Here is a 24,209-nt window from a genome sequence, read left to right as displayed (position 1 = left end):
ATATTTGTAATAAAATAATTATACCACGGATTTACTGAATATGCGAATAATATAGAAGTTTTTCGGAATTTTACTTGAAATCAGGTTATAATAACTTAGACATCAAAGCTTTTGAGGACAAATAATGGAATCTACCAGCAAAATCACATACCGAAAACTAACCGAGGCTGACCTGCCAACCTTCATCCAAATGCGTATCACTCAGCTGCGCGAAGAGGGCGCAAAAGAGGATTTCGACCTTGTGCCGGCCCTTAAGGATTATTATAAACGCCACCTCGCAGACGGGACTTTTGTTTCCTGGCTGGCTCTGGACGGCGAAAAGATTATCGGTACAAGCGGAATGTCCTTTGTTGAAAAGCCGCCTTATTTTGGCTGTCCGTCTGGGAGATTGGGGCTGCTTTCGAGTATGTTTACAAATCCTGATTACCGTCGCAAAGGAATTGCAAAAGAGTTGCTGCACCGCGTTGTGGAAGAAGCCCGTGCTTACGGCTGCGGGGCCGTTCAGATTACGGCTTCAGATATGGGTGTAAAGCTTTATACTGCATACGGCTTTGTTCACAACGGAAACTTCATGCAGTATAAGCTCTAGTCAACTAGCGCTGTGACACGGCTTTGATTTTTTCAATCAAGGCTGTGTTTTTGCTCAGGTCTTCCAGTGTGCAAGGCAGGCGGTAAGTCCAGTTGAACTCGGTAACAGTTCCCGGCACGTTGATTCGCTCGTCTGCGGCCTTGTCCAGCCAGAGGGACTTGTCCATGTAAAGGAAGTCCTGGAGCGGCGGAATGAACCACTGGCTTGCAGATGTGGCGGAAGCCTTAAGAAGCGTTTGGGCGAGTTCTGGTGAGAACTCGGCTTTTGCAACGGCTTCTGCTTTCTTTTCAATCTCTTCCTTTGGCACAGTAAACAAAGGGCCATCCTCAGCACCAGTTTCAATTCCAAAGTATTCTGCATTTGCCATAACAAAGGCTTTTACGCTTTCTTTTTCATCTTCCCACCACTGGCGCAAAGTGCTTGAGTCATGCACAGAAGTTGTGGTAACCGAAAGTGGAGTGTAATCTGCAAAAGGTACGTAAGGCTGTCCGGCCTCGGCCCATTCGCGGCACCAGCGCACAACGCGGAGCCCCAGAATCTTGTGAGCGTCCATAGTCTTTGGCACGCATTCAATTCCAACGCCAAGGTCTTCGCCGCAAGGAATCATCTTTACAACCTTTGTGATTGCTTCAAAAATCTCGTCGGCCTGCTTTTTCCAGAGCTTTTCGTTTTTCTTATTCAGGTCGTCGAAGCATTCTGTAAGCGCAGTCTTTTCCTTTTCGTTCAGGCTGCCCCAGGAAGTAGACTGTCCGTAAGTCCAGAGAGGAACATATTTGTTTTTCGAAATCTCAATCAGGGTGCGGTTGCTCCAGTAATCAACAAGAGTCTGCTTTACCCGGCCGATTGCCTCAGGCGCGCAGAGTTCGCTCAAATCAGCTTCTTCAATAGCTTTGCTGCCTTGCACAGCCGGCGCAAATCTCCACAACTCCTCGCCATCAATCTTGTCACAGAAAATCGCAAGAATCTGATGAGCCTTATCGTGGTTCCAGGTAATGTCTTCGATAGCACTAGTCGGAATGTGAGGCTGACTAAGCCAGCGGATTCTGTCATCATCAAAGCCAAGCTCGTAAAGTTCAGTCTTTTTTATAGAAGCATAAGGCTCTGTGTGGCCATTAAGTGCATTCAAATCTGCTTCTGGAATAGCCCATATACGGAAGAAGCCCAGAATGTGGTCGAGTCTGTAGGCATCATAATATTTCGAAGCATTCTTCAGGCGGTCTTTCCACCAGCCGTAATCAGCTTCCTTAAGATTTTTCCAGTTGTAAGTAGGGAAGCCCCAGTTCTGGCCGGTCGGGTTGTCTCCGTCGGCAGGCGCACCAGCACGCAAATCCTGATTAAAGACTTCAGGGCAGGCCCATGCGTCAGCAGAATCCTCGTTCATCAAAATAGGCATGTCGCCCTTGAGCAGCAGGCCGGCTTCGTGAACATAGGCAACTGCATCCTTAAACTGTGCATCTGCAACCATCTGGCACCAGGCATAAAAAAGATGCTCTTTCTTAAAAGCCTTTTTATTCCAGAGGGCGGTAATTTCTTCCTTAGTCTTAAGGCGGTCTGTATCAAGCCAGGTCTTCCAGCTTGCCTGCATGTAATTCCACTTGAGATTTTTATAAACAGCATACGATTTTACCCAGCCGTTTGCGCGAATCCACTTAGAAAGCTCAGTGCCAGCTTCGCCGGTCTTACCCTCATCACTTGCATCATAAAGCATTTTGAGAAGGGCATTTTTACCATTTAAAATAGCGTCGTAGTTGTAGCGCGCTGCATACTTCTGGCTCTTGATAAAATCATCATAAGCCTTTTTGAACTTGGCGTCACTCTTATAAAGTGCGTCAAAGCCAGGTACATCGCTCAGCCGGATGTAAATAGGATGCAGGGCAAAAGCCGAAAGCCCGCTGTAAGGCGAAGACTGAGTTCCGGTATCATTCACCGGCAGAAGCTGAATAATCGAAATGCCCGCCGCCTTGCAAAAATCTGCAAAAGGCTTAAGGTCGCCAAACTCACCAATAACCGAATTATCTTTAGTATAAAGGGCACCAAGCGGAACCGCCACGCCCGTCAATCTCTTTTTCATAGCCCGCATATTATAGCACAATATTTAATAAAATGATTAGAAATTTATCAGAAAATCTTCTCTTTTCAGCTCGCAAGTAAACTCACCGGATGTAATTCCGGTTTTTGGATAGGTGCGGCTGCCCTTGTCGTCAATCAGCTTCATACCGATTTTCTTCATAACATTGAAGGAAGCAGGGTTTCTACAATCACACTGGGCAAGCACCCGCGATATTGCAAGATTTGAAAAGGCGAAGTCTACAAGGGCTCGCGCAGCCTCACTTGCAAATCCTCGGCCCCTGTAATCCTTGTGCAAAATCCAGCCAAGAGTGGCATAGGAATGATCTTCACTGTGGCTAAGGTCGCAGTCGCAGCCACCGATAATCTTTCCTTCATAAATAATCACAAATTCAAAATCTTCCGGCTCAGACTTTTCCCATTCAGCAGAATATTTTTTTACAAAATCAAGAGTTTCTTCAAAAGTGTCATTGGGCAGCCAGAACATCATGGTAATGCTTTTGTCGCCGGCATATTCGTGAATCTCTTTTTCATCACCAAGCCGAACTGGGCGAAGAGTGAGTCGTGGAGTTTTTAATTCTAAATCTGGAGAGAAGTTTTTCATTTTATCACCTAGTAAAAGTCGCGGACCATCAGCTTGTTAAAATCCAAAGATGCAAAAACGGATTGCATCAACAAGGCCGTGGCTTATCATTGCAGAAGTTAAATCACGCTTTCTCTGAAGAAGGGCGAAAGGAAGTCCGAAAATTACGCAGAGTAAAAGAGAACTTAACAGATTGTAATGATGAGCCAGCGTGTGCGGGACAATCATCATAAACCACATTGTAAAAAGCTGGAACTTTGTCGGCTTACGGAAAAGATATACGCAGAAAGCCATAAAGACTGCCCGGCAGGCCATCTCTTCAAAAATCGCAGGGCTCAGACAGATTGTAAGACGCTGCCAGGTGATTGCAAAGTTTTCAGTTGAGTGAGCTTTTGATAAAAAGAAATTAATTACTGCAAGCACCGCAGCCGACCCAATCGCAATTGCAAGGCTTATAAGAAGCTCCTGATAGAAAGGGCGCTTGCCGGAAGTTCGAATCAGATAATAAGGTCTGGCATTTTCACTTCCAATTTTCTCCATTACCACAAAAACTGCCAGAGAAGAAAGAAGAGTCGGTAAGCCTGCCAGTAAGCCCTGATGAACAACAACCATGACATTCATCTGGACTGCAAGATAGCAAAGTGAAACGGCAATTCCGAAAATCAGGGAAATCAAAAAATATTTTACAGAAGGCAGCTTCAGTCTTATAAGAAGGTAGATTGCAAGTCCGCTGCTCCATATTGCCGTAAAAGTAAAAAAGTTTTTTGTTGCAATTATATAGATGAAAAAGTATGCTGCGAACTCTACCCAGAGCCCGATTAAGCCTAATCTGATTTTTGTTTTTTCCTGCATTTGAAAATCTCCTTTTATTATTTTTTTAGCGTCTCTGCCAGCCAGCCGGTTACACCTTTTGGAAGACGTGGTTCCATCGGCGTGCCGTCATCAAACATGAGGTTGCAGTGCATCGCATTTGTAATGCAGTGCTGTCCCATTTCGAATCCAAAATTGATGGAAGCAATTCCGTGGTCACCGTTGTAAACCCAGTCTGGCGTAAAAATGAAAGAGTTCTTCAATTTTTCAAGGCGAGGTAAAAGCGGTTTGATTCTTTCCTCGTAGCTGTTAATTTCATCTCGTTTTCCGAGTGCAAGAAAAAGTCCAATGTTATTCTTTTCAAAAACATCCAGGTTGTTTCCTTCTACAATTTCATCTGCGCCAACAGGAATTGCAATGTCAAAAAAATCAGGATAGCGGACAGGCATCCTTATGCTCATTGTTCCGCCCCGGGAATTTCCAAAAATAACTTTCTTACTGATTCCGCCATTTGGCTCAGCTTGATTTTTTATAAAGTCGCAGATTAAATCATAAACCCGGGGAATATAAGAATCATCCCAGCTGCCATGAACTTTTCCATCGTCACCGCGATATTCATTTGCAAGAGGGACCAGCACATAAGCGCCGCCCAGAGTTTTTTGATAATCCTCTTTTGAATAAAATTCTGCGCCCGTATAATTTATGCAGACATCTCCCTCAAGAGCATTTGTGTAGCCGTGCATAAAAACAAGAAGCGGATATTTTTTTCCTTTTTCATAACCGTGTTCGGTCGGGTCAAAATAGTAATAATTTATATTATCATAAGAAGTCTTGTGAAAGCGGTCAAAGTATTCGCCAACTTTATAGGTCGGCGCGTATGAAATAAAACTTCCCTCAGGAATCTCGTTTGCCCAGGGTGGGGTAGGTTTGTCTGACATTTTCAAAATCCTCCTCTGTCATTCCGACCCTGAAACTAGTTCAGGGTTCGGGCTCTGTGTTGCACAAGATGCTGAAACAAGTTCAGCATGACATTATAGTTCTTTTATAAACCGAAGCTGTTTTTTATCATCAATATAGCCCTGGGCGCGGTAAAACTCGTGGGCCTGCTTTCGACTTTCACCGGAGTTTAAGCGCATGCTGCAGACACCATTTTCGCGGGCCCATTCTTCCGCGCGTTTCAGCAAAGCAGAACCGATTCCCTGCCGTCTGAAATCCGCAGCTACAGCCAGCCCCAGAATGTTTGCCATAGTTGGGAAGTAGAGTACATTATATTTTTCTACGTGGATTACGCCTGCGATGCGACCGGAATCTGCCTCAGCCACAAAAACCGCTTCCCGCGAATTGTCCAGGCCTGCAAACTGCTTTTCAACAATTTCAAGTCTACATTCTGCGTATCCAAGATCCTTTTGAAAAAGTTCATTCATTGCGGGAATGTCACTTGTGGTTGCCTGTCGGATTTTTACTTTTTTCATTGTTTTGTCCAAGTATGATTATTGTAACATAAGAATTATTTTTGAGGCAATCAAGTATTAGTCAGCTTTATTTTTTTAAGTCATCAATAATCTGCTGTATGTGTGGAATATACTTTTGGTTTAATCCTGTGATTTCTAGAAATTGACGTTTATCTTCCCCGAGCAAAAAATCAGTACTTACGGAAAATACATGAGATATTTTTAGAAGCATTTCAATTGACGGTTGGATATTATCATTTTCCCAATTCGAAACACTTTGCTTTGAGACGCCAAGTTTTTGAGCCAGTTCAACTTGACTTAAGCCTCTATCTGTACGTAGCTGTTTTATCCTTTCGTTTAATAGCATTATGTCTTCCGTCAAAATAATTAATACTATTGTATTTGATAATTTGACATTAACTAAATACTAAAGTATTGTAATATTAGACTATTATCTAATAGAGGTTTATATGAAAAAAAATCATTTTTTCTTTGTAAAAGCAATAATATTATTTTCTCTTGTTTGCTTAATGGTAACTTCATGTCAGCATTCTTCAGATGATGAAGAGGAAGTTATACTTGAGAATGCTGGATTACCTTTGATCAATTCTCAATCTTATGAATTGAATGTTGCTTCTAAAGGAGAGGCTGTTCAGTTGGTTTGTAGAGCACAACCTTCACAAAAAGATTCATTTGTTTCTTATCAATGGTATGAGGGTGAGCCTGAAAATGGTACTTTGCTTGAAAATGAGGTTTATTCAACTTATACAACACCCACATTTACAGCAACTGGAATCAAGAATTATTATTGTCTTGTAACAGAGCATCTTTTTGACAATGGAGATGGTGGGAAAAAAACAGATTATTCAATAATACCGTTTAGTGTCGCATGCACGGGGCTACCTGTATTGTATATTTCTACAGGAGATGTTGCTACATCTTCAATTACAAAAGATTCTTATTGTACTGGTAATTTTAGACTTGTTACAGAAGATTACGGTATTACAGAATATAGATTTAAAAAAATTAAAAATGGAGTAGTAAAAGAAGGAATAAAAGGTCGTGGAAACTCGAGCTGGGGAATGCCAAAAAAAGGTTATAATATTAAATTTGACAAAAAACAGAGTATCTTCGGTTTACCTGAATCAAAAAAATGGTGCATAATTGCAAATTATTCGGATAAGACATTACTTAGAAATAAATTTGCATCAGTTTTAGGAACGGAAATATTTAATGAAGAATGGAATCCAACTTATGTGAGTGTCGAAGTAGTTTTAAATGGAGAGTATATTGGTAATTACACTTTAAGTGAAAAGAATTCAATTGGAAGCGGAAGAATAGATATTCAAGATATCTCGGATGTTGAAGAAAAGTTAGCTGCAAATAAGGCTGGTAAAGTAGTTGATTCAAATAATGACGGTGTAAAAGATTTAAGTGACGGAGGTTTTGTGCTTGAGATTGATCCAGCCGGCAGAATCACAGCAGAAGATATTTATGTTGAAGGTAGTATAAGCGGTAAAAATTTTGTATTAAAAGACCCAGATGAAGTTTCGCAGGAAATTAAAAACCATGTAGATAATATAATCCAAACTACAGAAAATGCTCTTTATGGTGATGGGTTTACTGATGTGGATAATGGATGGCGAGAATACATCGATGAAAGTTCAGTTATAGACTGGTATATCATTAATGAATTTACAAAGAATAATGATGCAATATTCTTTTCTTCAGTATATTTGTACTATAATCCAGAAACTTCAAAATTACATATGGGGCCAAATTGGGATTTTGATATTTCTTGTGGAAATATTGACTATAATAATTGTGATAAAACAGAAGGTTTTTGGATAAAAAATGCTGCATGGATTTCACGTATGTTCCAGGATCCGTTATTTGTGACTAACTTGAAAGCACGCTGGAATGAAAAGAAATCAGACTTGTACACAACTGTTAATACGAAAATCCAGTTGCTTGCAGATGAAAATAAAGCGTCTGCAGATTATAATTTTAAAAAATGGCAAATTTTAGGAATCTATGTCTGGCCAAATGCTGCAGGTTATGAAAATCGAACTACTTATCAAAGTGAGGTTCAATATCTTATTGATTGGTGCAATGAACGTTTCAGCTGGCTCGATAGTGCGATTAATGCTCTTTAGCAGTGCCAGACCGGCGTTGCAAGTTTATTACTAAACGGTTGCGGGCGGCGGAAGTCCGGCAGCCAGCTGGTGTCGTCGGTGAGCTCCTGATAGAAGAGGTATTCGAAATCGTAGGCTTCTATCAGGTCGCGGATGTCGGCGTCTTCTTCGGCGGTGACGAGGCGGTTTTCAATTGATGAAAGGGCGACAGTGCGGGCAGCCAGCTTCTGGGAATCTTCTTCAAAAGGTACCGGCGTATATTGATTCATCAGGCTGATGATGGCGCGGCCGTCTGCGTTTTCCTTGAGCCAGGCAAGCACATCTGCAGTTTCTGCAAAGTGGCCTGGCATAAAAAGGTGTCGGATAATTACTCCAGACATCATTTTGTCGCGGGGCTGACCCGGCTCTGCCCATTCTGCGGGCTTTGCATTCGGTGGTTCGGGAATCTCTGCAATTTCCAACGGGTTATTTTCTATCATCCATTTGATTGCGGCGGTGGCTGCATCGGGGTAGTCAGGCGCAGCAAAAAGTTTTTTTGAAAAGGCGCTGTCCATAGTTTTTAAATCCGGCAGCCAGATTGTAACAAGCCCCTTCAAAAGTTCCAGCATTTCAACAGATTCATAAGCAGAAGAGTTCCAGCAAAAGGGCACAGTAACACCAGCATCTCTTGCAGCCCGAAGGTACTCTGCGATTTTTGGAATGTGATGGCTTCCCGTAACAAGATTTATGTTTTCTGCCCCGGCAGCCTGCAAGCGTAAACAGATGTCAGTAAACTCGGCGCAGTCAACAGCCCGCCCAAATCCATCCTGACTAATCTGATAGTTCTGACAGAAAGCGCAGCGCAGAGTACAGCCGGTAAAAAAGATAGTTCCGCTGCCCCCGAAAACTGTTACAAGAGGTTCCTCGCCAAAGTGAAGGCCCGCAAAGGCAATGCGAAGGTCAGCAGGTTCGCGGCAAAAGCCGATGCTGTAATTTGCGGTGGTTTCGATACGCCCTTGCGGGCACTCAACCACCGTACTTGCCGTACGATCGACTCCGCACTTTCTAGGGCACTGGCGGCATTGCTTGTAGAGCTCGATTGTATACATTAATACGCGCCCTTGCTTACAAGAATCTTCATCAAATCCTGCAAAACATCAACGTCCAGATCTTCAGCTTCAAAGTTTACAAGCCGGCCAAATTCTTCCCAGTCGGCATCAGAAATCAGCTCCTGGTATTCATCGCTGTTTTCAAGAAAGGCGAGATAAGCCGCAAGCCGGTTCTGATTCTCAGAACTCGGCTCCCAGGTCAAATCAGTAGAGCGGTAAATATATTCGTTTTCCCAATATTCAAAAATTGAATCTGCAAGTTCGCCAACAGCTGCGGCGTTGCGTTCAAAAAGGCGGCGCAAGTCTCCCTTTACGCGGTCGTAAGAACTTTTGCCGCCATTATTCTGTCGGTCGTGTTTAAGTGTTTTTTCTACATCAGAAAGAAATTTATTAATATCTGTCATAATTTTATGCCCATATAGCCCATAGCAAAGCTGCTGCTGCGGCTGTAGTTAAAATTGTAAAAGGAGCGGAGATTTTCAGGAAGCCTGGGAAGGTGATAGGGTGGCCTTCCTTTTTGAGGATTCCCATTGCAACGACGTTTGCTGAAGCTCCGAATGGAGTGAGGTTTCCGCCAAGGCAGGAACCAATCAAAAGTGCGAACATCAAAAGCTCTTTCTGGATTCCAAGGCCTGTGGCAAGTGAACCTGCAACCGGCAGCATTACGATGATGTAAGGAACATTATCAACAAAGCCGGAAATCAAAATAGAGAAGGCAAGAATCAAAATAAAGCCTGCGAATTTGCTGCCGCCTGTTATGTGAGCAAGCCATCCGGCAAAATCGTCGAGCAGGCCAGTCTCGCTGATGGCTCCTACCACTACAAAGATTCCAATCAAAAAGGCGATGGTTTCCCAGTCCAGTTCTTTTACAAGAGTCCAGATTTCTGCCGGGCTTTTTTTCTGTGAAAGACGGTACCAGAGAAGGCCGAGCAAACCAAGTCCCAGTACAAAGCAGCCCGAGCTGTAACCAAGCTCCGGAGTTAGAAATGAAATCACAGCAAGGCCACCAATCATAATCAAAAGAAGCCAGAGTGGCAGATAAGAAATTACAGGTTCTTTGTCTACACTTGCCTTTTCCTTTGCCTTGCTGAAGAAGCAGTAAAAGAAAATACAGCCTACAATAAGACCAGCCTGAATAAAGAAGAAGATAGAAATCTTTCCCTGATGAACAAAAAAGTCGTTGAAGGTGTAGTGAGCGTAGCTTGCAAAAATCATGCTTGGAGGGTCGCCAACGAGGGTTGCAGTTCCTTCCAGGTTTGACATGAGGGCAAGACCAATCATAAATGGAACCGGATTAAGCTTGAGTTTTTTAGAAAGAGCAAGGGCGATCGGTGCCATTACAAGAACAGTTGCAACGTTTTCAACAAAAATAGAAATAATGCCTGTCATTGCAAGAATCAGAATAACCGCAATTCCTGTGCTTGGCGAAATTGTAACAAGGGCGTCGGCAATTCTTGCCGGAACACGAGAATAAATAAAGAGGGCTGCAATAATCATAGAGCCCACGTAAATCATAAGAATATTCCAGTTGATGAGCTCGAGGAAAATATGATGTGCGAGTTCGCCAAGTCCCCCGAGCGGCTCAAAAACATTTCCTGCGAGCGCTCCGCCCTGAGCTAAAAAACCGAGTACGATTGTGATGAGGGCTGCAGCACTTGTCATCCATACTTTCTTGTTTTGAAAGATGATTACGAGCAGGTACATAACAAGTGCAAGTGTCAGAATTATCCATTTTAAATTCATTTTACGCTCCTATTTTATTGAAAAAACAATGCTTTCAAAAGTTATTTTTGAAGCACTATTTTCTGACATGAACAATATTTGTTTTACTTTTTTTGATTTATCAAGCGGAATCTTAAGAGTTTTTGTTCCAGATGCAGCTTTGCTTTTCTTTCCTTCATTTTCATCTGCATATCTTACTTCAACTGTAAAAGAAGCCGTAGCTTTATATTTAAGAATAAGATTAGAGTACTCGGAAATATCTTTTGATCCAAGCCAGATATCGCAGCCCTGCCATGAACCTTTAAGATTGAGGGTTTTAGTTTTCTCGTCATAAGAAACTTTTGTTTTGTCCCAGGCTGTTATGTGTTCGAGAGAAATAGATTCATCCTCAATAGAAGAATTTGTTGCAGCAGGATTTTTATTTGCATCCTGCCAGGCTTTGATAACGGCAGCATTGTATTCTGCTTCAACAACTTTGCAGTTTTTGCGGTCTATTGTTGCCATATAGTCTGTTCCGCCGCAATCCCAGTTTAATAAAGGCATTGTGTATTTTCCTGTCTGGCTTGCCAGAAAAGAAAAACAATTGAGGCGGTCTTCGTAAGTTACAACGTAATCTGTAATCTGCTTTTGAACATTACCTTCCCAGACAGTGCCGCCTATTCTCGAAGCTCCGCATTCACCTAAGACTACAGGAATTCCTTTAGAAGAGAACTTTTTATCCAGAAGACGGAAATTTGTAATAATTTCATTTCTTGTCTGTGAATTAAAATGATGTGAACCGTTTCTGGTTCCACCTGCATCAAGTGGATACAAGTGAACTGTTACAAGCAGTCTGTCATTTGCAGAATCTTTTGGTAAAACAAAATAATCTGCAAGCGCGGTAGAAATGCTTGTCCCCATTCCCGGTATCATTACAAAGCGGTTTGCATTATTTCCTCCGCTTGCACGAATTGTGTCCAGAATCAGCTGGTTTAATTCATTTAGCAGTTGAACATCAGCCTTGCATTCTTTACAGCTTTTTGGCTGTGGATTCCAACAGTGTTCGTGAGCAGAGTTTCTTGGCTCATTCATTGTTTCAAAAATCAAATGTTCATCATAGTTGTCGTTGAAGGTTTCTGAAATCTGCTTCCAGATTGCCTGTAAAAATGCCTTTGATTCTTTTTCGTCGCCTGTGTGGACAATGTAGCCTTCGCAGTGCTTAAGAGGATTACTCATGTCATCGTGAACAGAATGATGTTCGTTCAGAATTACGTAGTAGCCTGCATCGATAGACCAGTCTACAATTTCTTTTACGCGGGCCATCCACTTTGGATCGATTGTGTAGTTAGTATCTACTAAGTGATTACACCAGGTTACCGGAAGGCGGATTGTTTTGTAGCCGTTTTTGATTCCGGTTTCGATAATTGCTTTTGTGGTAATCTCTTCGCCCCATACGGCTTCAGAACCTACTCCCTGATTAAAAGGAAACTTCTTTGATTGTGCAGACCAGTTGTCACGGGCATCCAGTGAGTTTCCAAGGTTCCAGCCGCATTCCATCTGCTTTGCAAGATCCATTGCAGAAAGGGAAGTGTTGATTTTTTTTGATTGTGCAAAAGTTGTGAAAGTGATTGTGGTTGAAAGAATTAAAATTGTAAGTGATTTGAAAAGATTTGATTTGATTCTCATAGGATCTCCGATAAAAAAAGCGAGCGAAGCAAGCTTTTTTTTGTTAGTCTATGATTTGTGTCGCAAACGAGCGAAGCGAGTTTGTCGACACGAAATTAATTTATCAGGCGCGCAGCGTCCTGATATGTTCCAGATATGCTGCACGCCTGCGTGTCAGCATGATCAGACATTGAACTTAAAGAAGAGAACATCTCCGTCCTGAACCACGTATTCCTTACCTTCCTGGCGGTACTTGCCGGCTGCCTTGATTGCAGCTTCGTCCTTGTACTGGCGGAGGTCATCGATGGTATAGGCTTCGGCCTTGATAAAGCCCTTCTCAAAATCTGTGTGGATTACACCGGCGGCGCGTGGAGCTTTGTCGCCTGCGTGAATTGTCCAGGCACGGCACTCATCTGGTCCGCCTGTAAAGAAGGTGCGGAGGCCCATAAGGTGATAAGTTTTGCGGGCGAGGGTAGCAAGTCCGCTTTCTTTAAGACCAACGCTGTCCATAAAGTCCTTGCGGTCAGCCGGGTCTGTAATTTCTGCAAGGTCTGCCTCAAACTTTCCGCAGATTACAACAACCTCACTGTGCTCTTCGTCGGCATATTTTTTAACAACTTCAACATATTTGTTAGTCTGTGCTTCAATAGAATCTTCATCAACATTTGCTACGTAAATTGTTGGCTTCATTGTAAGAAGGAACATGTCGTAAAGGGCAGCGCGCTCGTCGTCTGTGAGGTCTGCGGTGCGGGCACATTTTCCGTCCTGAAGAAGAGGCTTGATTTTTGCAACGGCAGAAATCCAAGGTGCGTACTTCTTTTCTTCTTCTTTTCCGAGTGAGCGGATTGCGCGGGTAACCTTGTCCTGGCGGGCTTCGATTGTGTTCAAGTCTGCCTGACAGAGCTCCCAGTTAATAGTAAGAATATCGCTTTCCGGGTCAATCGGAGCGGCCTCGTTTGCATTGTCGCGAACGTGCATAATATCAGGATTATCAAAACAGCGTACAACATGGGCTATAACCGAACACTCGCGGATGTTTGCAAGGAACTTGTTTCCAAGACCTTCGCCGTTGCTTGCACCCTTAATGAGACCCGCAATATCAACAAACTTTACGCTTGCAGGTGTCTTCTTTTTTGGATTGTGAATCGAAGCCAGAAAGTCCAGGCGTTCATCCGGCAAATCAACAATACCGATGTTAGGGTCGATTGTACAGAAAGGAAAATTCTCTGCCGCAGCAGGGGCCGCAGTCAAAGCCGAAAAAATAGTAGACTTTCCAACGTTTGGAAGTCCAACAATACCACATTCAAGTGCCATATATATCCTCTAAAAATTATTTACTCACCGCAATAGCCAGTTGGTCGGCGCAGCTTGTGCTCTTAAAGCCGCAGGTGTTGCCCTTAAGCTTAGCTGCAATTTCGTCTGCTGTCATGCCTTCGCAGAGCTTTGAAATTGCCTTGAGGTTGCCGTTGCAGCCGCCTTCAAAGCTGATGTTTGTGATTTTACCACTCTCGTCCTTATCAAAAGTAATGGAGCGTGCGCACACGCCCTGAGTTTTGTAAGTTATTTGCATACTATATAATATAATGAAAAGGGCTTTTTTTGTCATCCTGAATCAAGTTCGGGGTGACGGTATGTTACAACTCTTCTAAATCTTCCAGTTCTTCAATGTCATCAATATCTTCTGTATTTTCGTTATAAGTTGTCGTGGCATTCATAAGGTTTTCCACCCACATATCAACATCTTCATAAATATAATTATTATAATTGATGATAACCTTACTGAAATCAACTGCAAGCATGCTCTGGAAAAACTGCTGCTCTTTTACCAGCTCATCAAAATCTTCAATTACAAATTTTGTAATTCTAGGGTCGAGCTCGCCTTTGTCTGTCATATCTTTGATAATGGAAATGGTTTTATCTTTAGAGAACTCACCCTTATAGCTGCGGCTGTCGTTGAGGGCACTTGTGATGTCTGCAACCGTGAGAATCCTCTGTATCAGCGTAAGGTCTTTTCCTTCTACATGATGGGGGTAGCCCTGACCGTTAAGCTTTTCGTGATGCCGGTAAACTGTTTCCAGGATTTCATCATCTACAAATCCGCTGAGAATGCGTTTAGAATGATTTACATGATGGTGCATAATACCCATGTCTTCCGGCGAAAGCTTTCCGGGAGATTCCAGAATGCGCTGCGGAGTTGCCATTTTACCTATGTCATGAAGGAAAGCGCTGTTATAGAGAACCGTTAATTCATGGTCAGTGAGGTTCATTCTCAGACCGAGTGAGAGTGCATAACTGGAAGTATTGATGGAATGCTTCATCGTCGAAGTGCTCTTAAAATCCAGCAGGTGAATCAGCATCTTTTCAAGCATTTTGTTTTCTGCAGGAGAAAGCTGAATTGTGGAAACCAGCTTTGTAATTTCATCAAAATGAGTTCCTATTTTAATAGTATCAGTAAGCACATTATTTTTGTTAGCCTCAGAAAAAGCTGCTACATATTCAGGATCAAAATGACCGGGAGCAAGTTCGTTTAAATCAGAAGGAAGGGGCTTGTCAGGATTTTTCATTACATAATCGCTGATTCTTGCGCAGAGGTAAATTACGTCTTTGTATTCTTCCTGATAAACGTACTGCCGCAAATCTTTATTATAGGGCTGTAAAAAATTCTGGAGGCCTACCGCATCGCCTTTGAGCGGGGTCATGTATTCAAGATAGTAGCAGGCAAAAACATATTTGCTTTCTACAGATTTTTCATTTGCAAAGTAGTCGATGTTTGCATCATGCGGAAAATAATTAAAATGAATGTCTTCGCGGAAAAATCCGATTGTATGGAAGATTGCAAGCATGACCAGCTTTTCCGGTATACATTGCTTATTCATCGGATGTACGCATACGGTTTTGTAAGCGAGATATGCTGTCCTTACGCTGTGAAGAACAACTTCCCTGTTTATGCAGGCAAGCATTCTCAAAGCGATATTCGCCATCTGGTCGGCATTAAGAACATGGTGGACCTGGTTCATACCTTTCTCTAAAGACAGCATATTAAATTATCTATAAAGCTCCTCTCTTTCGTTACTTTTGCGAAGGAATCAGGCGGTTGAGAGTGTAATCCCTCTGACGCCAGTTCTTATCAACTTTAACCTGCAAGTCCAGGTCAATCTTCTGTATATAAATTTCAGAAAGCTTGCGCACGGCAGCAGTTCTTATTTCCTTGATTTTTGAAGCACCCTTACCGATTACAATTCCCTTCTGGCTTTCCCTCTCAACACAGAGGAAGGCACGAATCCAGAGTTTTTTGCCCTCGTTGCGGTGTTCAACATCTGCAACCTCAACATAAACTGCGTGGGGAATTTCGTCCTGCAGGCGGTTGATTGCTTCTCCACGGATTACCTCGCAAACGCGGAAGGTGAGGTCCTGATCTGTGTAAAGCTCTTCGTCGTAAACAGGCTCTCCTTCCGGAGAAATATCGTAAAGGGCCTTGAGAACCTCGTTGATGCCGGTGTCTTTTTCGGCAGACATTTCCAGAATACGGCTGGCAGGAACCTGAGGCAGCTGCTCGCTTATAAACTGGCGAATAGGGAGGGGCTTGCTGGCAGGAAGGTCGCACTTGTTGATTGCAACAACAGTTTTAGCCTGCAAGTCTTTAAGCAGGGCAGCGGTGTGAACCTCTTCTTCTCCAAGGGCACGGGTAGAGTCGATTATATATAGAACACAATCAATTCCTTCCAGCTGGCTTTCTGTAACATTGCGAAGGCGAAGGTTTAATTTCTTTTCAGAATCATGATAGCCGGGGGTATCAATAAAAATCAGCTGGCCAAAAGATGTATTTACAATTCCCTTAATTGCGTTGCGGGTTGTCTGCGGAATTGGCGAAACAATGCTCACCGGCTCCTGGCAGGCAGTATTTAAAAAGGTTGATTTACCTGCAGACGGGCGGCCAATGATTGCCACAACAGCTGTGCGGAGAGGCTGGTTTTCGTTCGATTTAATTTCATCGCTCATATTTGTATAATTATAACAGTAGAATTTTTTCCCCGCAACTGTGTTTTTAATTAAATGATAATATGTTATAATATGGTTGAAATGAAGAGTCTGGGGAGTTTTATGAATGCGCCAATCAATCAATCAATCAATCAATCAATCAATCAATCAATCAATCAATCAATTAGGTAGATTCTGTCTTTTTCTTGTTATTTCACTTTTCTTATTTGCAGGCTGCTCTTTTTTTGATTTTGATAAAGAGAATACTGCCAGTGTAGTTTTTGAGATTCCTGATAATTTCACAAACAAGCTCAATACAAGAGAGAGCAGACAAATTCTTCCAAATACTTCGCGAGATGCTCTTGCGTTAGAAGACGAAAATTTCTATTTCGATATTGCACTTAAGGGCGGTTTTGAAGACAGTAAAACAATTCTGCTGGGTAAAGAAAAAAGATTTTCTTTTGAAGACATTCCTGTAGGAAGTGAACTATGGGCAGAAGCAGAAATTTATAAAAACGAAGCAGATTCAAAAGTCACTCTTTATACTGGTAAATCAGAAGTAATTACAGTGGTTGCAGGCGAAAACCAGCTTGCGTTGAAGCTGGAGAAAAGTGATTCAGAACCTGAAATAATTTATGTTGATATTTATGCTACAGCCCGCACTTTAGGTGCCGATGAACTTTGTGATGGTTCGGAAGAAGCTCCTTTTGCTACAATTGCCGATGCACTTGCTTATATCACGAGTCTGGATAATTCCGAGGAAAACTATAAAATCATTACAAGCGGTACCTTTGCAGAAAACCTTATTATACAGAACATTCCTGCAGCCCATCTTATGATTGAAGGAGATGGTGGCGAGGTGGAAAGTAAAATTACAGGTGATGGAGTTGCCGGCTATCCTTTAGAAAGCTACCAGGATATTTGTCTCAAAAATATTACTGTTATGGCAAATGGAAACATTGGTGCAAACATTCATGCAGGAACTCTCACATTAGACGGTAATTCAAAAATCAAATGTACCGCCGCAGAAGGTACTGGTTCGTATGGAGTGTATGTTTCGGGCTCAATTGTTATGAAGGGCAGTTCTGAAATCAGCGGCTTTAAGCAGACCTCCGGACATACAGTTTATGTGCAGGGTGTCAGCGCAAGTCTTGTTATGAAGGATGATTCAAAAATTTATGACTGCAAGACTGCTATAGGTGATGGTCAGGGCGGCGGTGTATACGTTGGAAAAGGCAGTCTTGAAATGTATGATAATGCAAAAATCTATAATTGCCAGTCGAAGTACGGTGCCGGAGTTTATGTATACAGCGGTTCTGTAACAATGAATGGCCATTCCAAAATTTCGGGCTGCACAGGTATTGCCCAATCTAATGCCTACGGAGTTGGAAGCTACGGTGGCGGTCTTTATATTGTTTGTGAAAGCGGATCAAGTGCTGCAAACGCTACTTTGACTATGAATGACTATGCGGCAATTGAGTCTTGTACTGCTAATATAGGTGGCGGCGTTTATGTTATTGGAACAGACATGCGTAGCGGAATTGTTACAATGAACGGCAATTCTCTAATAACAGCTTGTACAGGAAGTATGATTAATAATACCAATAACCGTTACAGTGCAGGCGGAGTTGATGTAGACAGTTATGGAAAACTAACTATGAATGATAATGCCAGCATTACAGACTGTACTGGAGATAAATCTGGCGCCGGCGGAGTTTATTCTAAGGGAACAGTCGAAATGAATGGTGGCCAAATCAGTGGGAATGAAACCGGTTATTATCAAAATATGGTTGAATATGGTGTTGGTGGAGTAGATATTGAGGCCGGCACTTTTACCATGAAGGGTGGAGAAATAAAATCAAATAATGGTTGTGGTTGTGGAGGTGTTCGCATAGGCAGTTCTGCAACCTTTGATATGCAGGGGGGCGTTATTGGCGGCAATACTTCACTTAATGGAAAAGCAAGTGGAGTAATGATCAGTTATACTTATAGCGGTAACACATTCGGTGGTCCGGCATCCTCAACAGGCCTTTTCAAAATCAGTGGAAATGTTCAAGTTGAAGATGATAATGAAGTAACGGTTATTTATATCGACGGAACAAGAAAGACAATTCCAACAGTAGTAACAGTTTCTGGTCCGCTTACTACAAGTGGCACAGTTGCAAGAATCGCCTTTTATAGTGTGGATTCCAGCACAGGATCTTCATCACTTGCTTATTATGAAGGAGATCAGATTATTTCTGTTTCAAATGGTGCCGGAACAAGTTTTGATGAAATACTTAGTAAGTTTACAATAAAGCCAAAAGTAGTAGATAGTGTAACAACAAACTACATGCTGGACGGTGGCGGAAAACTTCGTGTTAAAAAATCTGCACCTGATGCAGTAGGTGATATTGTATTCAATGATGGCTCAGCGGTTGGGTATACCAGCGGCCTTACCTTTACTGATTCCCAGAAGTCAAACGCGGTTTGTGTAATTTTCTATAAAGGCACTGAAAATGGTAAGCTTGGAGAAAGGACTCTTGGTGTCGGATTAAAACAGACTTATGGAAAGTACTGGTGTCTTGGAACTTCAAATGCCTGTACTCCAGTTTCGAATGTATTTGAAGGAAAGACAATTTCTGATCTTGAGGGGTCTTGTAGTAATGGTAATGAAATTGATAGTAGTGGTACAACTTTCTCTGGTAATATAAATGGCTCGAACAACTGGCAGATATTAAAAGACTTCCTTGCAGAAAATGGTGGTGATGATACAGATGTTGCAGGTAATTATCCGGCCTGGGAATGGGTAAACGGATATGGAAATCAATATAATTATTCAGGAGTATTTGCAAGTGGCTGGTATCTTCCAACATTAGCGGAAGGTGCTATGATTTGTGTAGAAAAATACACTGTTAACAATGCTTTGGAAGCAATTGGTGGAGCAGAAATAGTACAGACTTATTACTGGACATCTAATACAGGTGGAGGAATGTCACCAACATTTAATCCAATGACAGGAGTTTCTGCAACGACCGCTTCATGGAATAGAGACACAAATGGCTGGCAAGTCTGTGCCATCCGCGAGTTCTAAAAAGCGAAAATACATATTAACTAGTGAAAACTGGCATTTAAATATGTATTTTTTTGTGAAAAACAGATTAGAAAAGGATTTAAAAAGTTTTTCGAGCAAGAAAATTACATATTAACCAGTGTTTTTTTGCCTTTAAATATGTATTTATTCGGAAGGATGAGGGTGGACGACGGAAAAAATACATATTAACTGAGGGAAAATCTGTGGTTAATATGTATTTTTTGATTTTATGAGCCGGTGATGCGCCCCAAGCGTGGAGCAGTGCCGGAGGCAGCCACCGCAGACACCGCCGCGGAGCGGCGGGGGCGAGGAGGCCGACCGTAAGGGAGCTGCGGAAGGCGCCTTGGACTTTAATGCCGGGCCCGGAATAAAATCTCCAATCTTGCGAATTTATTTATAGAAATTCTGTTATTCCTGTGTTAAAATATTAGAACTATGACTGATATAAAGGTTCATAACGGAAAGCCTATGGGCTTTGGCGCGGTGCTTACTGGGGGCGGTGTTAATTTTTCTATTTATAGCCGCGATGCAACCAAAGTGAGCCTTGTGCTTTTTGACAGTGAATACGATCAGAAGCCGGCGAAGGAGGTGGATTTTGACCCGCATGCCAACAGGACCGGCGACATCTGGCACATATATATAGAAGGACTTGGAGCGGGGGCTCTCTATCTTTACAAGGTGGATGGGCCTTATGTTCCGCCAAAGGGACTTCGTTTTAATTCCAATAAATATCTTTTTGACCCTTACGCAAAGGCCTTTACGCCGGGCTCAGTTTTCCGCTCTTACAATAAGCAGTGGAAGCAGGGCTTTGACGGCAATATGGGCGGCGAGCTTCAGGATCTTTCTGATTTTCCAAAGTGCGTTGTTGTTGATGACGACGGCTTTGACTGGGAAGGCGATAAGCCACTGAACCGCCCGCTCGAGCAGACTGTAATTTATGAAACTCACGTAAAGGGTTTTACTGCTTCGGAGACTTCGGGCGTGGCACGGGAGATTGCTGGTACCTACCGTGGCTTTGAAGAAAAGGCTGACTATTTGCGCGACCTCGGTGTTACCGCAGTAGAGCTTCTTCCGGTTTTTGAATTTGATGAAAATGAAAATGCCAATACGAATCCGCGTACCGGAGAGACTCTGGTAAATTACTGGGGCTACAGTACAATCGGATTCTTTGCGCCAAAAACAAGTTATGCCGCAGACCGCTCACCGGGGGGCCCTGTGCGCGAGTTTAAGCAGATGGTAAAGACTCTACACAAGGCTGGCATCGAAGTTATTCTTGATGTCGTTTACAACCATACGGCAGAAGGTAACGAGCGCGGTTACACTTTTGAGTTCCGCGGTCTCCAGAATGATGTCTATTACTCTCTTCCTGCCAGCGACAAAAATTACTATATGAACTTCAGCGGCTGCGGAAACAGCATGAACTGTAATAATCCTGTTACTGCTGCCTTTATTCTGGACAGTCTTCGCTACTGGGTTTTAGAAATGCATGTAGACGGCTTCCGTTTTGACCTTGCTTCTATTTTAACACGTGCTCAGAACGGGGCTCCGATTTCTAACGACATGCCTCTTCTTACTGCCGCAATTAATGACGACCCGATTTTGTCGAAGACAAAACTGATTGCAGAGCCATGGGACTGTGCCGGCCTCTATCAGCTTGGCGGCTTCCCGGGCGGCCCTAACAACCGCTGGAGCGAATGGAACGGCCGCTTCCGCGACGACATTCGCCGCTTCCTCCGTGGAGACGAGCATCTTTCTACGGCAGCGGCAACCCGTGTAAGCGGAAGCTCAGACTGCTACAACCACGACGGACGAGGGCCGCTTTCTTCTATAAACTTCATTACGGCTCACGACGGCTTTACCCTCAACGACCTTGTCAGCTACAACTGCAAGCACAACGAGGAAAACGGCGAGTGCAACCGCGACGGCTCCGACGACAATTACAGCTACAACAACGGCTTTGAAGGGGAGTGCACAAATCCAAAAATCGAACAGGCCCGCCTGCGCACAATCAAAAATTTCCTGGTTTATCTTTTTCTTTCTCAGGGCGTTCCAATGCTGCTGGGCGGCGATGAAATGCGCCGTACACAAAACGGCAACAACAACGCCTACTGCCAGGACACACCTCTCAGCTGGTTCAACTGGAATCTGGCAGAGCGTAACAAAGGCTTGATCCGCTTTACTTCGCAGTTGATAGAACTTCGTAAATCTCATAATATTTTCAGCAGAATCAAATTTTTCCGCGATACCTACGAGACAAATGCAATCCCTGAGATATTGTGGTATGATATTAATGCTAAGGTTCCGGACTGGGCAAAGATGAATCACTTCCTTGCCTTTAAGCTGAGCGGTCTTGAAATTGACAGCGATTTTTATGTTGCAACAAATCTGGACCAGTATGACCTTACAATTACTTTACCGTCATTAGCAGGAAACAAAAAATGGCACCGCGTTGCGGATACGGCCTTTGAGAGTCCTGATGATATATTAGAAAAAGGAAAAGAGGAGCTCCTTAGGGAACAGAAACGCTATGTTTTGATTTCCGGGGCTACCGTGATTTTAATGAGCAAATAAATTCCGGAGGTTGATTTTATGGAATTTGATAAGGAACAATTTAAGGCAAATCTTTCTGCCCGACTTCGCCGTCAGTACGGAAAGGACATTTCGCAGGCTAACAAGCACGACCTTTTTGATGCGGTTTCTGCTTCTGCCCTTGAGTTAATCATGCCTAACTGGATGGCAACTCGTAACGAATATGATAAGAAGCCTACAAAACAGCTTTACTATCTTTCTGCAGAATTTTTGATGGGACGTGCCCTCAGCAATAACCTCATCAACTGTGGAATTAAAGAATCTGTAATCGAAGTTCTTAAAGAAATGAACATAGACTTCAATATGATTGAAGATGAAGAGCCTGATGCTGGTCTTGGTAACGGTGGTCTTGGCCGCCTTGCAGCCTGCTTCCTCGATTCTCTCGCAACTCTCGACTATCCTGGACACGGATACGGAATCCGCTATGAATACGGTATGTTCGAGCAGCGTATTGAAGACGGATATCAGGTTGAATATCCTGATAACTGGCTGCAGCACCGCGACCCTTGGGAAATTAAACGTTCAGACCTTGCCGTAACAGTAAAGTTTGGCGGAAACATCGCTTACGGGAAAACTCCGGAAGGAAACCCTCGCTTTTTTATTGAAAACGCAGAAGAGGTAACCGCTACTCCTTACGATATGCCAATCATCGGTTTTGATACAAAGACTGTAAATACTTTGCGCTTGTGGCAGGCATCATCACCAAATGGTTTTGACCTTCAGCTCTTCAACAGCATGGATTACAACCGTGCCGTAGAGCGTCAGAACAGCGCAGAAAATATCAGCCGCGTTCTCTATCCTAACGACAACGGCCCTAGCGGAAAGGCTCTCCGCCTCAAGCAGCAGTACTTCTTCTCTTCTGCTTCTTTGCAGGACCTGGTTCGCCATTACGTTGCAGACCACGGAACAGACTTTTCTAAGTTTGCAGACCTTCATGTAATTCAGCTCAACGATACTCACCCGGTAGTTGCAATTCCTGAGCTTATGCGTATTTTGATTGATGAATACAATGTAAGCTGGGACGAAGCATGGGATGTAGTAACTCATACATTCGCTTATACAAACCACACAATTCTTGCGGAGGCTCTCGAAAAGTGGCCAATCGAAATCTTTCAGGGACTTCTCCCACGCGTATATCAGATTGTTGAAGAAATCAACCGCCGCCTTGTAATTGAGCTTCGCCAGAAATTCCCTAACGACTACTACAAGCACGAGCACATGGCAATCATCCATAACAACATGGTTTACATGGCCTGGATGGCTATTCACGCCTGCTTCAGCGTAAACGGTGTTGCAGAGCTTCACACAGAGCTTTTGAAGACTGCCGAGCTCAAAGACTGGTATGCTCTTTACCCACAGAAGTTCAACAACAAGACAAACGGTATTACTCAGCGCCGCTGGCTTTTGAACGCAAACCCTAAGCTTTCAAAGTTCATTACAGACCGCATTGGTCACGGCTGGGAAAAGGATCTTTCAAAGCTTAAGGGACTGGAAAAGTTCCTCGACGACGAAGCATCAATCGACGAGCTTATCCGCATTAAGAAAGAAAATAAGGAAGCTCTTGCAGACTACCTCAAGCACGCACAGAATGAGTTCCTTGACCCTGAAAGTATTTTCGATGTTCAGGTTAAGCGTCTTCACGAGTATAAGAGACAGCTTTTGAACATTCTCCACGTAATGTACCTTTACAACCGCCTGGTTGAAGATCCAAGTTATAACCCACCGGCTCGCACTTTCATCTTTGGTGCAAAGGCTGCTTCAGGTTACCGCCGTGCAAAGTCTATCATCAAGCTGATTAATACTGTTGCAGAGAGAATCAACAACGACCGCCGTGTCCGCGGAAAGATTCGTGTTGTATTCGTAGAAAACTACCGCGTTTCTGTTGCAGAAAAAATCTTCCCTGCAGCTGATGTTTCTGAGCAGATTTCTACAGCAGGTCTTGAAGCTTCGGGAACTTCAAACATGAAGTTCATGCTCAACGGTGCTTTGACCCTCGGTACAATGGACGGTGCTAACATCGAGATTTTTGAAGAGGCTGGAAAAGAAAATGGCTTTGTATTCGGTCTTCTTACAGAAGAAATCAAGAAGATGGAAGCAGAGCACTCTTATAACCCACAGGAATATCTGGACCGTAATCCTGCTCTTGCAAAGGTTGTTGAGCAGCTGGTTGACGGAACTTATGACCCGACCCATCAGCTTTTCAAGGAGCTTCACGACTCTTTGATTTACGGCGTAGAAGGTCAGCGCCCGGATGTTTACTACGTTCTGGCAGACTTCGATTCTTACTGCAAGGCCCGCGAGCGCATTGCAGAGGCTTATCAGGATAAGAAGGGCTGGGCTAAGATGGCATTGAAGAACATTGCCAACGCAGGCAAGTTCTCAAGCGACCGTACAATTGAAGACTACGTTCGTGACATCTGGCATTTGAAAAAGGTCGAAGTAAAGTAGATTGCCACGTCGCCCTGTCGGGCTCCTCGCAA

At 43.2% G+C, this 24,209-nt stretch carries 19 protein-coding genes; 5 read left to right on the top strand and 14 right to left on the bottom strand.

Translation table 11 applies throughout. From position 1 onward, the window contains the following. Nucleotides 1–124 precede the first annotated feature (124 nt). Nucleotides 125–589, top strand: a complete 465-nt coding sequence (locus tag G626_RS0109185) for a GNAT family N-acetyltransferase (RefSeq protein WP_022932491.1) — start codon at nucleotides 125–127, stop codon at nucleotides 587–589. 4 nt (nucleotides 590–593) lie between these two features. Here the strand turns inward: G626_RS0109185 and G626_RS0109180 are convergent, their stop codons facing one another. The 6 genes from G626_RS0109180 to G626_RS16035 form a co-directional block, all read right to left on the bottom strand. Beyond that, complete coding sequence (locus G626_RS0109180; protein ID WP_027727083.1) at nucleotides 594–2,660, bottom strand: 4-alpha-glucanotransferase; 2,067 nt, start codon at nucleotides 2,658–2,660, stop codon at nucleotides 594–596. A gap of 36 nt (nucleotides 2,661–2,696) precedes the next feature. Further along, a complete protein-coding gene (locus G626_RS0109175; protein ID WP_022932489.1) occupies nucleotides 2,697–3,260 on the bottom strand; it encodes a GNAT family N-acetyltransferase in 564 nt (187 codons plus the stop codon). Between the two features lie 36 nt (nucleotides 3,261–3,296). Continuing rightward, on the bottom strand, nucleotides 3,297–4,091 hold the full coding sequence (locus tag G626_RS17505) for a CPBP family glutamic-type intramembrane protease (RefSeq protein WP_022932488.1): 795 nt from the start codon (nucleotides 4,089–4,091) through the stop codon (nucleotides 3,297–3,299). Between the two features lie 17 nt (nucleotides 4,092–4,108). Then, entirely contained in the window at nucleotides 4,109–4,987 is an 879-nt protein-coding gene (locus tag G626_RS0109165; RefSeq protein WP_022932487.1) for a hypothetical protein, read from the bottom strand. A gap of 93 nt (nucleotides 4,988–5,080) precedes the next feature. Then, nucleotides 5,081–5,521 carry a GNAT family N-acetyltransferase gene (locus G626_RS0109160; protein ID WP_022932486.1) on the bottom strand — a complete coding sequence of 147 codons (441 nt, stop codon included), beginning with the start codon at nucleotides 5,519–5,521 and terminating at the stop codon, nucleotides 5,081–5,083. Between the two features lie 67 nt (nucleotides 5,522–5,588). Further along, nucleotides 5,589–5,867 (bottom strand): helix-turn-helix domain-containing protein, encoded by a 279-nt coding sequence (locus G626_RS16035; protein WP_022932485.1) that lies wholly within the window; start codon nucleotides 5,865–5,867, stop codon nucleotides 5,589–5,591. 103 nt (nucleotides 5,868–5,970) lie between these two features. Between G626_RS16035 and G626_RS0109150 the strand changes: the two genes are divergently transcribed. Next, a complete protein-coding gene (locus tag G626_RS0109150; RefSeq protein WP_022932484.1) occupies nucleotides 5,971–7,656 on the top strand; it encodes a CotH kinase family protein in 1,686 nt (561 codons plus the stop codon). Here G626_RS0109150 and G626_RS0109145 read toward each other — a convergent pair. The 8 genes from G626_RS0109145 to era form a co-directional block, all read right to left on the bottom strand. Then, nucleotides 7,653–8,723 (bottom strand): radical SAM protein, encoded by a 1,071-nt coding sequence (locus G626_RS0109145; protein WP_027727081.1) that lies wholly within the window; start codon nucleotides 8,721–8,723, stop codon nucleotides 7,653–7,655. The two genes, G626_RS0109150 and G626_RS0109145, sit on opposite strands and share 4 nt — an antisense overlap. Then, a complete protein-coding gene (locus tag G626_RS0109140) occupies nucleotides 8,723–9,127 on the bottom strand; it encodes a hypothetical protein (RefSeq protein WP_022932482.1) in 405 nt (134 codons plus the stop codon). The genes G626_RS0109145 and G626_RS0109140 overlap by 1 nt, the downstream gene beginning before the upstream one ends. Before the next feature lie 4 nt (nucleotides 9,128–9,131). Continuing rightward, the gene (locus tag G626_RS0109135; protein WP_022932481.1) at nucleotides 9,132–10,466 is read right to left on the bottom strand and encodes an ArsB/NhaD family transporter; all 1,335 of its coding nucleotides are present in this window, start codon (nucleotides 10,464–10,466) and stop codon (nucleotides 9,132–9,134) included. 9 nt (nucleotides 10,467–10,475) lie between these two features. Beyond that, a complete protein-coding gene (locus G626_RS17500; protein WP_022932480.1) occupies nucleotides 10,476–12,110 on the bottom strand; it encodes a glycoside hydrolase family 5 protein in 1,635 nt (544 codons plus the stop codon). Nucleotides 12,111–12,272: 162 nt separating this feature from the next. Continuing rightward, a complete protein-coding gene (ychF, locus tag G626_RS0109125) occupies nucleotides 12,273–13,403 on the bottom strand; it encodes a redox-regulated ATPase YchF (protein ID WP_022932479.1) in 1,131 nt (376 codons plus the stop codon). A gap of 16 nt (nucleotides 13,404–13,419) precedes the next feature. Next, on the bottom strand, nucleotides 13,420–13,659 hold the full coding sequence (locus G626_RS0109120; RefSeq protein WP_027727080.1) for a TIGR03905 family TSCPD domain-containing protein: 240 nt from the start codon (nucleotides 13,657–13,659) through the stop codon (nucleotides 13,420–13,422). Between the two features lie 64 nt (nucleotides 13,660–13,723). Beyond that, a complete protein-coding gene (locus tag G626_RS17495; RefSeq protein WP_051142218.1) occupies nucleotides 13,724–15,106 on the bottom strand; it encodes an HD-GYP domain-containing protein in 1,383 nt (460 codons plus the stop codon). Between the two features lie 52 nt (nucleotides 15,107–15,158). Further along, nucleotides 15,159–16,088, bottom strand: coding sequence for a GTPase Era (era, locus tag G626_RS0109110; RefSeq protein WP_022932476.1), 930 nt, complete (start codon nucleotides 16,086–16,088; stop codon nucleotides 15,159–15,161). A 106-nt stretch (nucleotides 16,089–16,194) separates the two neighbouring features. Between era and G626_RS0109105 the strand changes: the two genes are divergently transcribed. From G626_RS0109105 to G626_RS0109095, 3 genes are all read left to right on the top strand, one after another. Beyond that, complete coding sequence (locus G626_RS0109105) at nucleotides 16,195–19,140, top strand: autotransporter outer membrane beta-barrel domain-containing protein (protein ID WP_022932475.1); 2,946 nt, start codon at nucleotides 16,195–16,197, stop codon at nucleotides 19,138–19,140. 435 nt (nucleotides 19,141–19,575) lie between these two features. Further along, nucleotides 19,576–21,711, top strand: coding sequence for a glycogen debranching protein GlgX (gene glgX / locus G626_RS0109100; RefSeq protein WP_022932474.1), 2,136 nt, complete (start codon nucleotides 19,576–19,578; stop codon nucleotides 21,709–21,711). Between the two features lie 18 nt (nucleotides 21,712–21,729). Beyond that, on the top strand, nucleotides 21,730–24,177 hold the full coding sequence (locus G626_RS0109095; protein WP_022932473.1) for a glycogen/starch/alpha-glucan phosphorylase: 2,448 nt from the start codon (nucleotides 21,730–21,732) through the stop codon (nucleotides 24,175–24,177). Nucleotides 24,178–24,209 lie beyond the last annotated feature (32 nt).

It is taken from the genome of Treponema bryantii NK4A124 (assembly GCF_000421345.1).
Classification (GTDB): domain Bacteria; phylum Spirochaetota; class Spirochaetia; order Treponematales; family Treponemataceae; genus Treponema_D; species Treponema_D bryantii_B.
The sequence above is the reverse complement of the archived record's forward strand: the minus strand, read 5'-3'. Positions and strand labels throughout refer to the sequence as shown.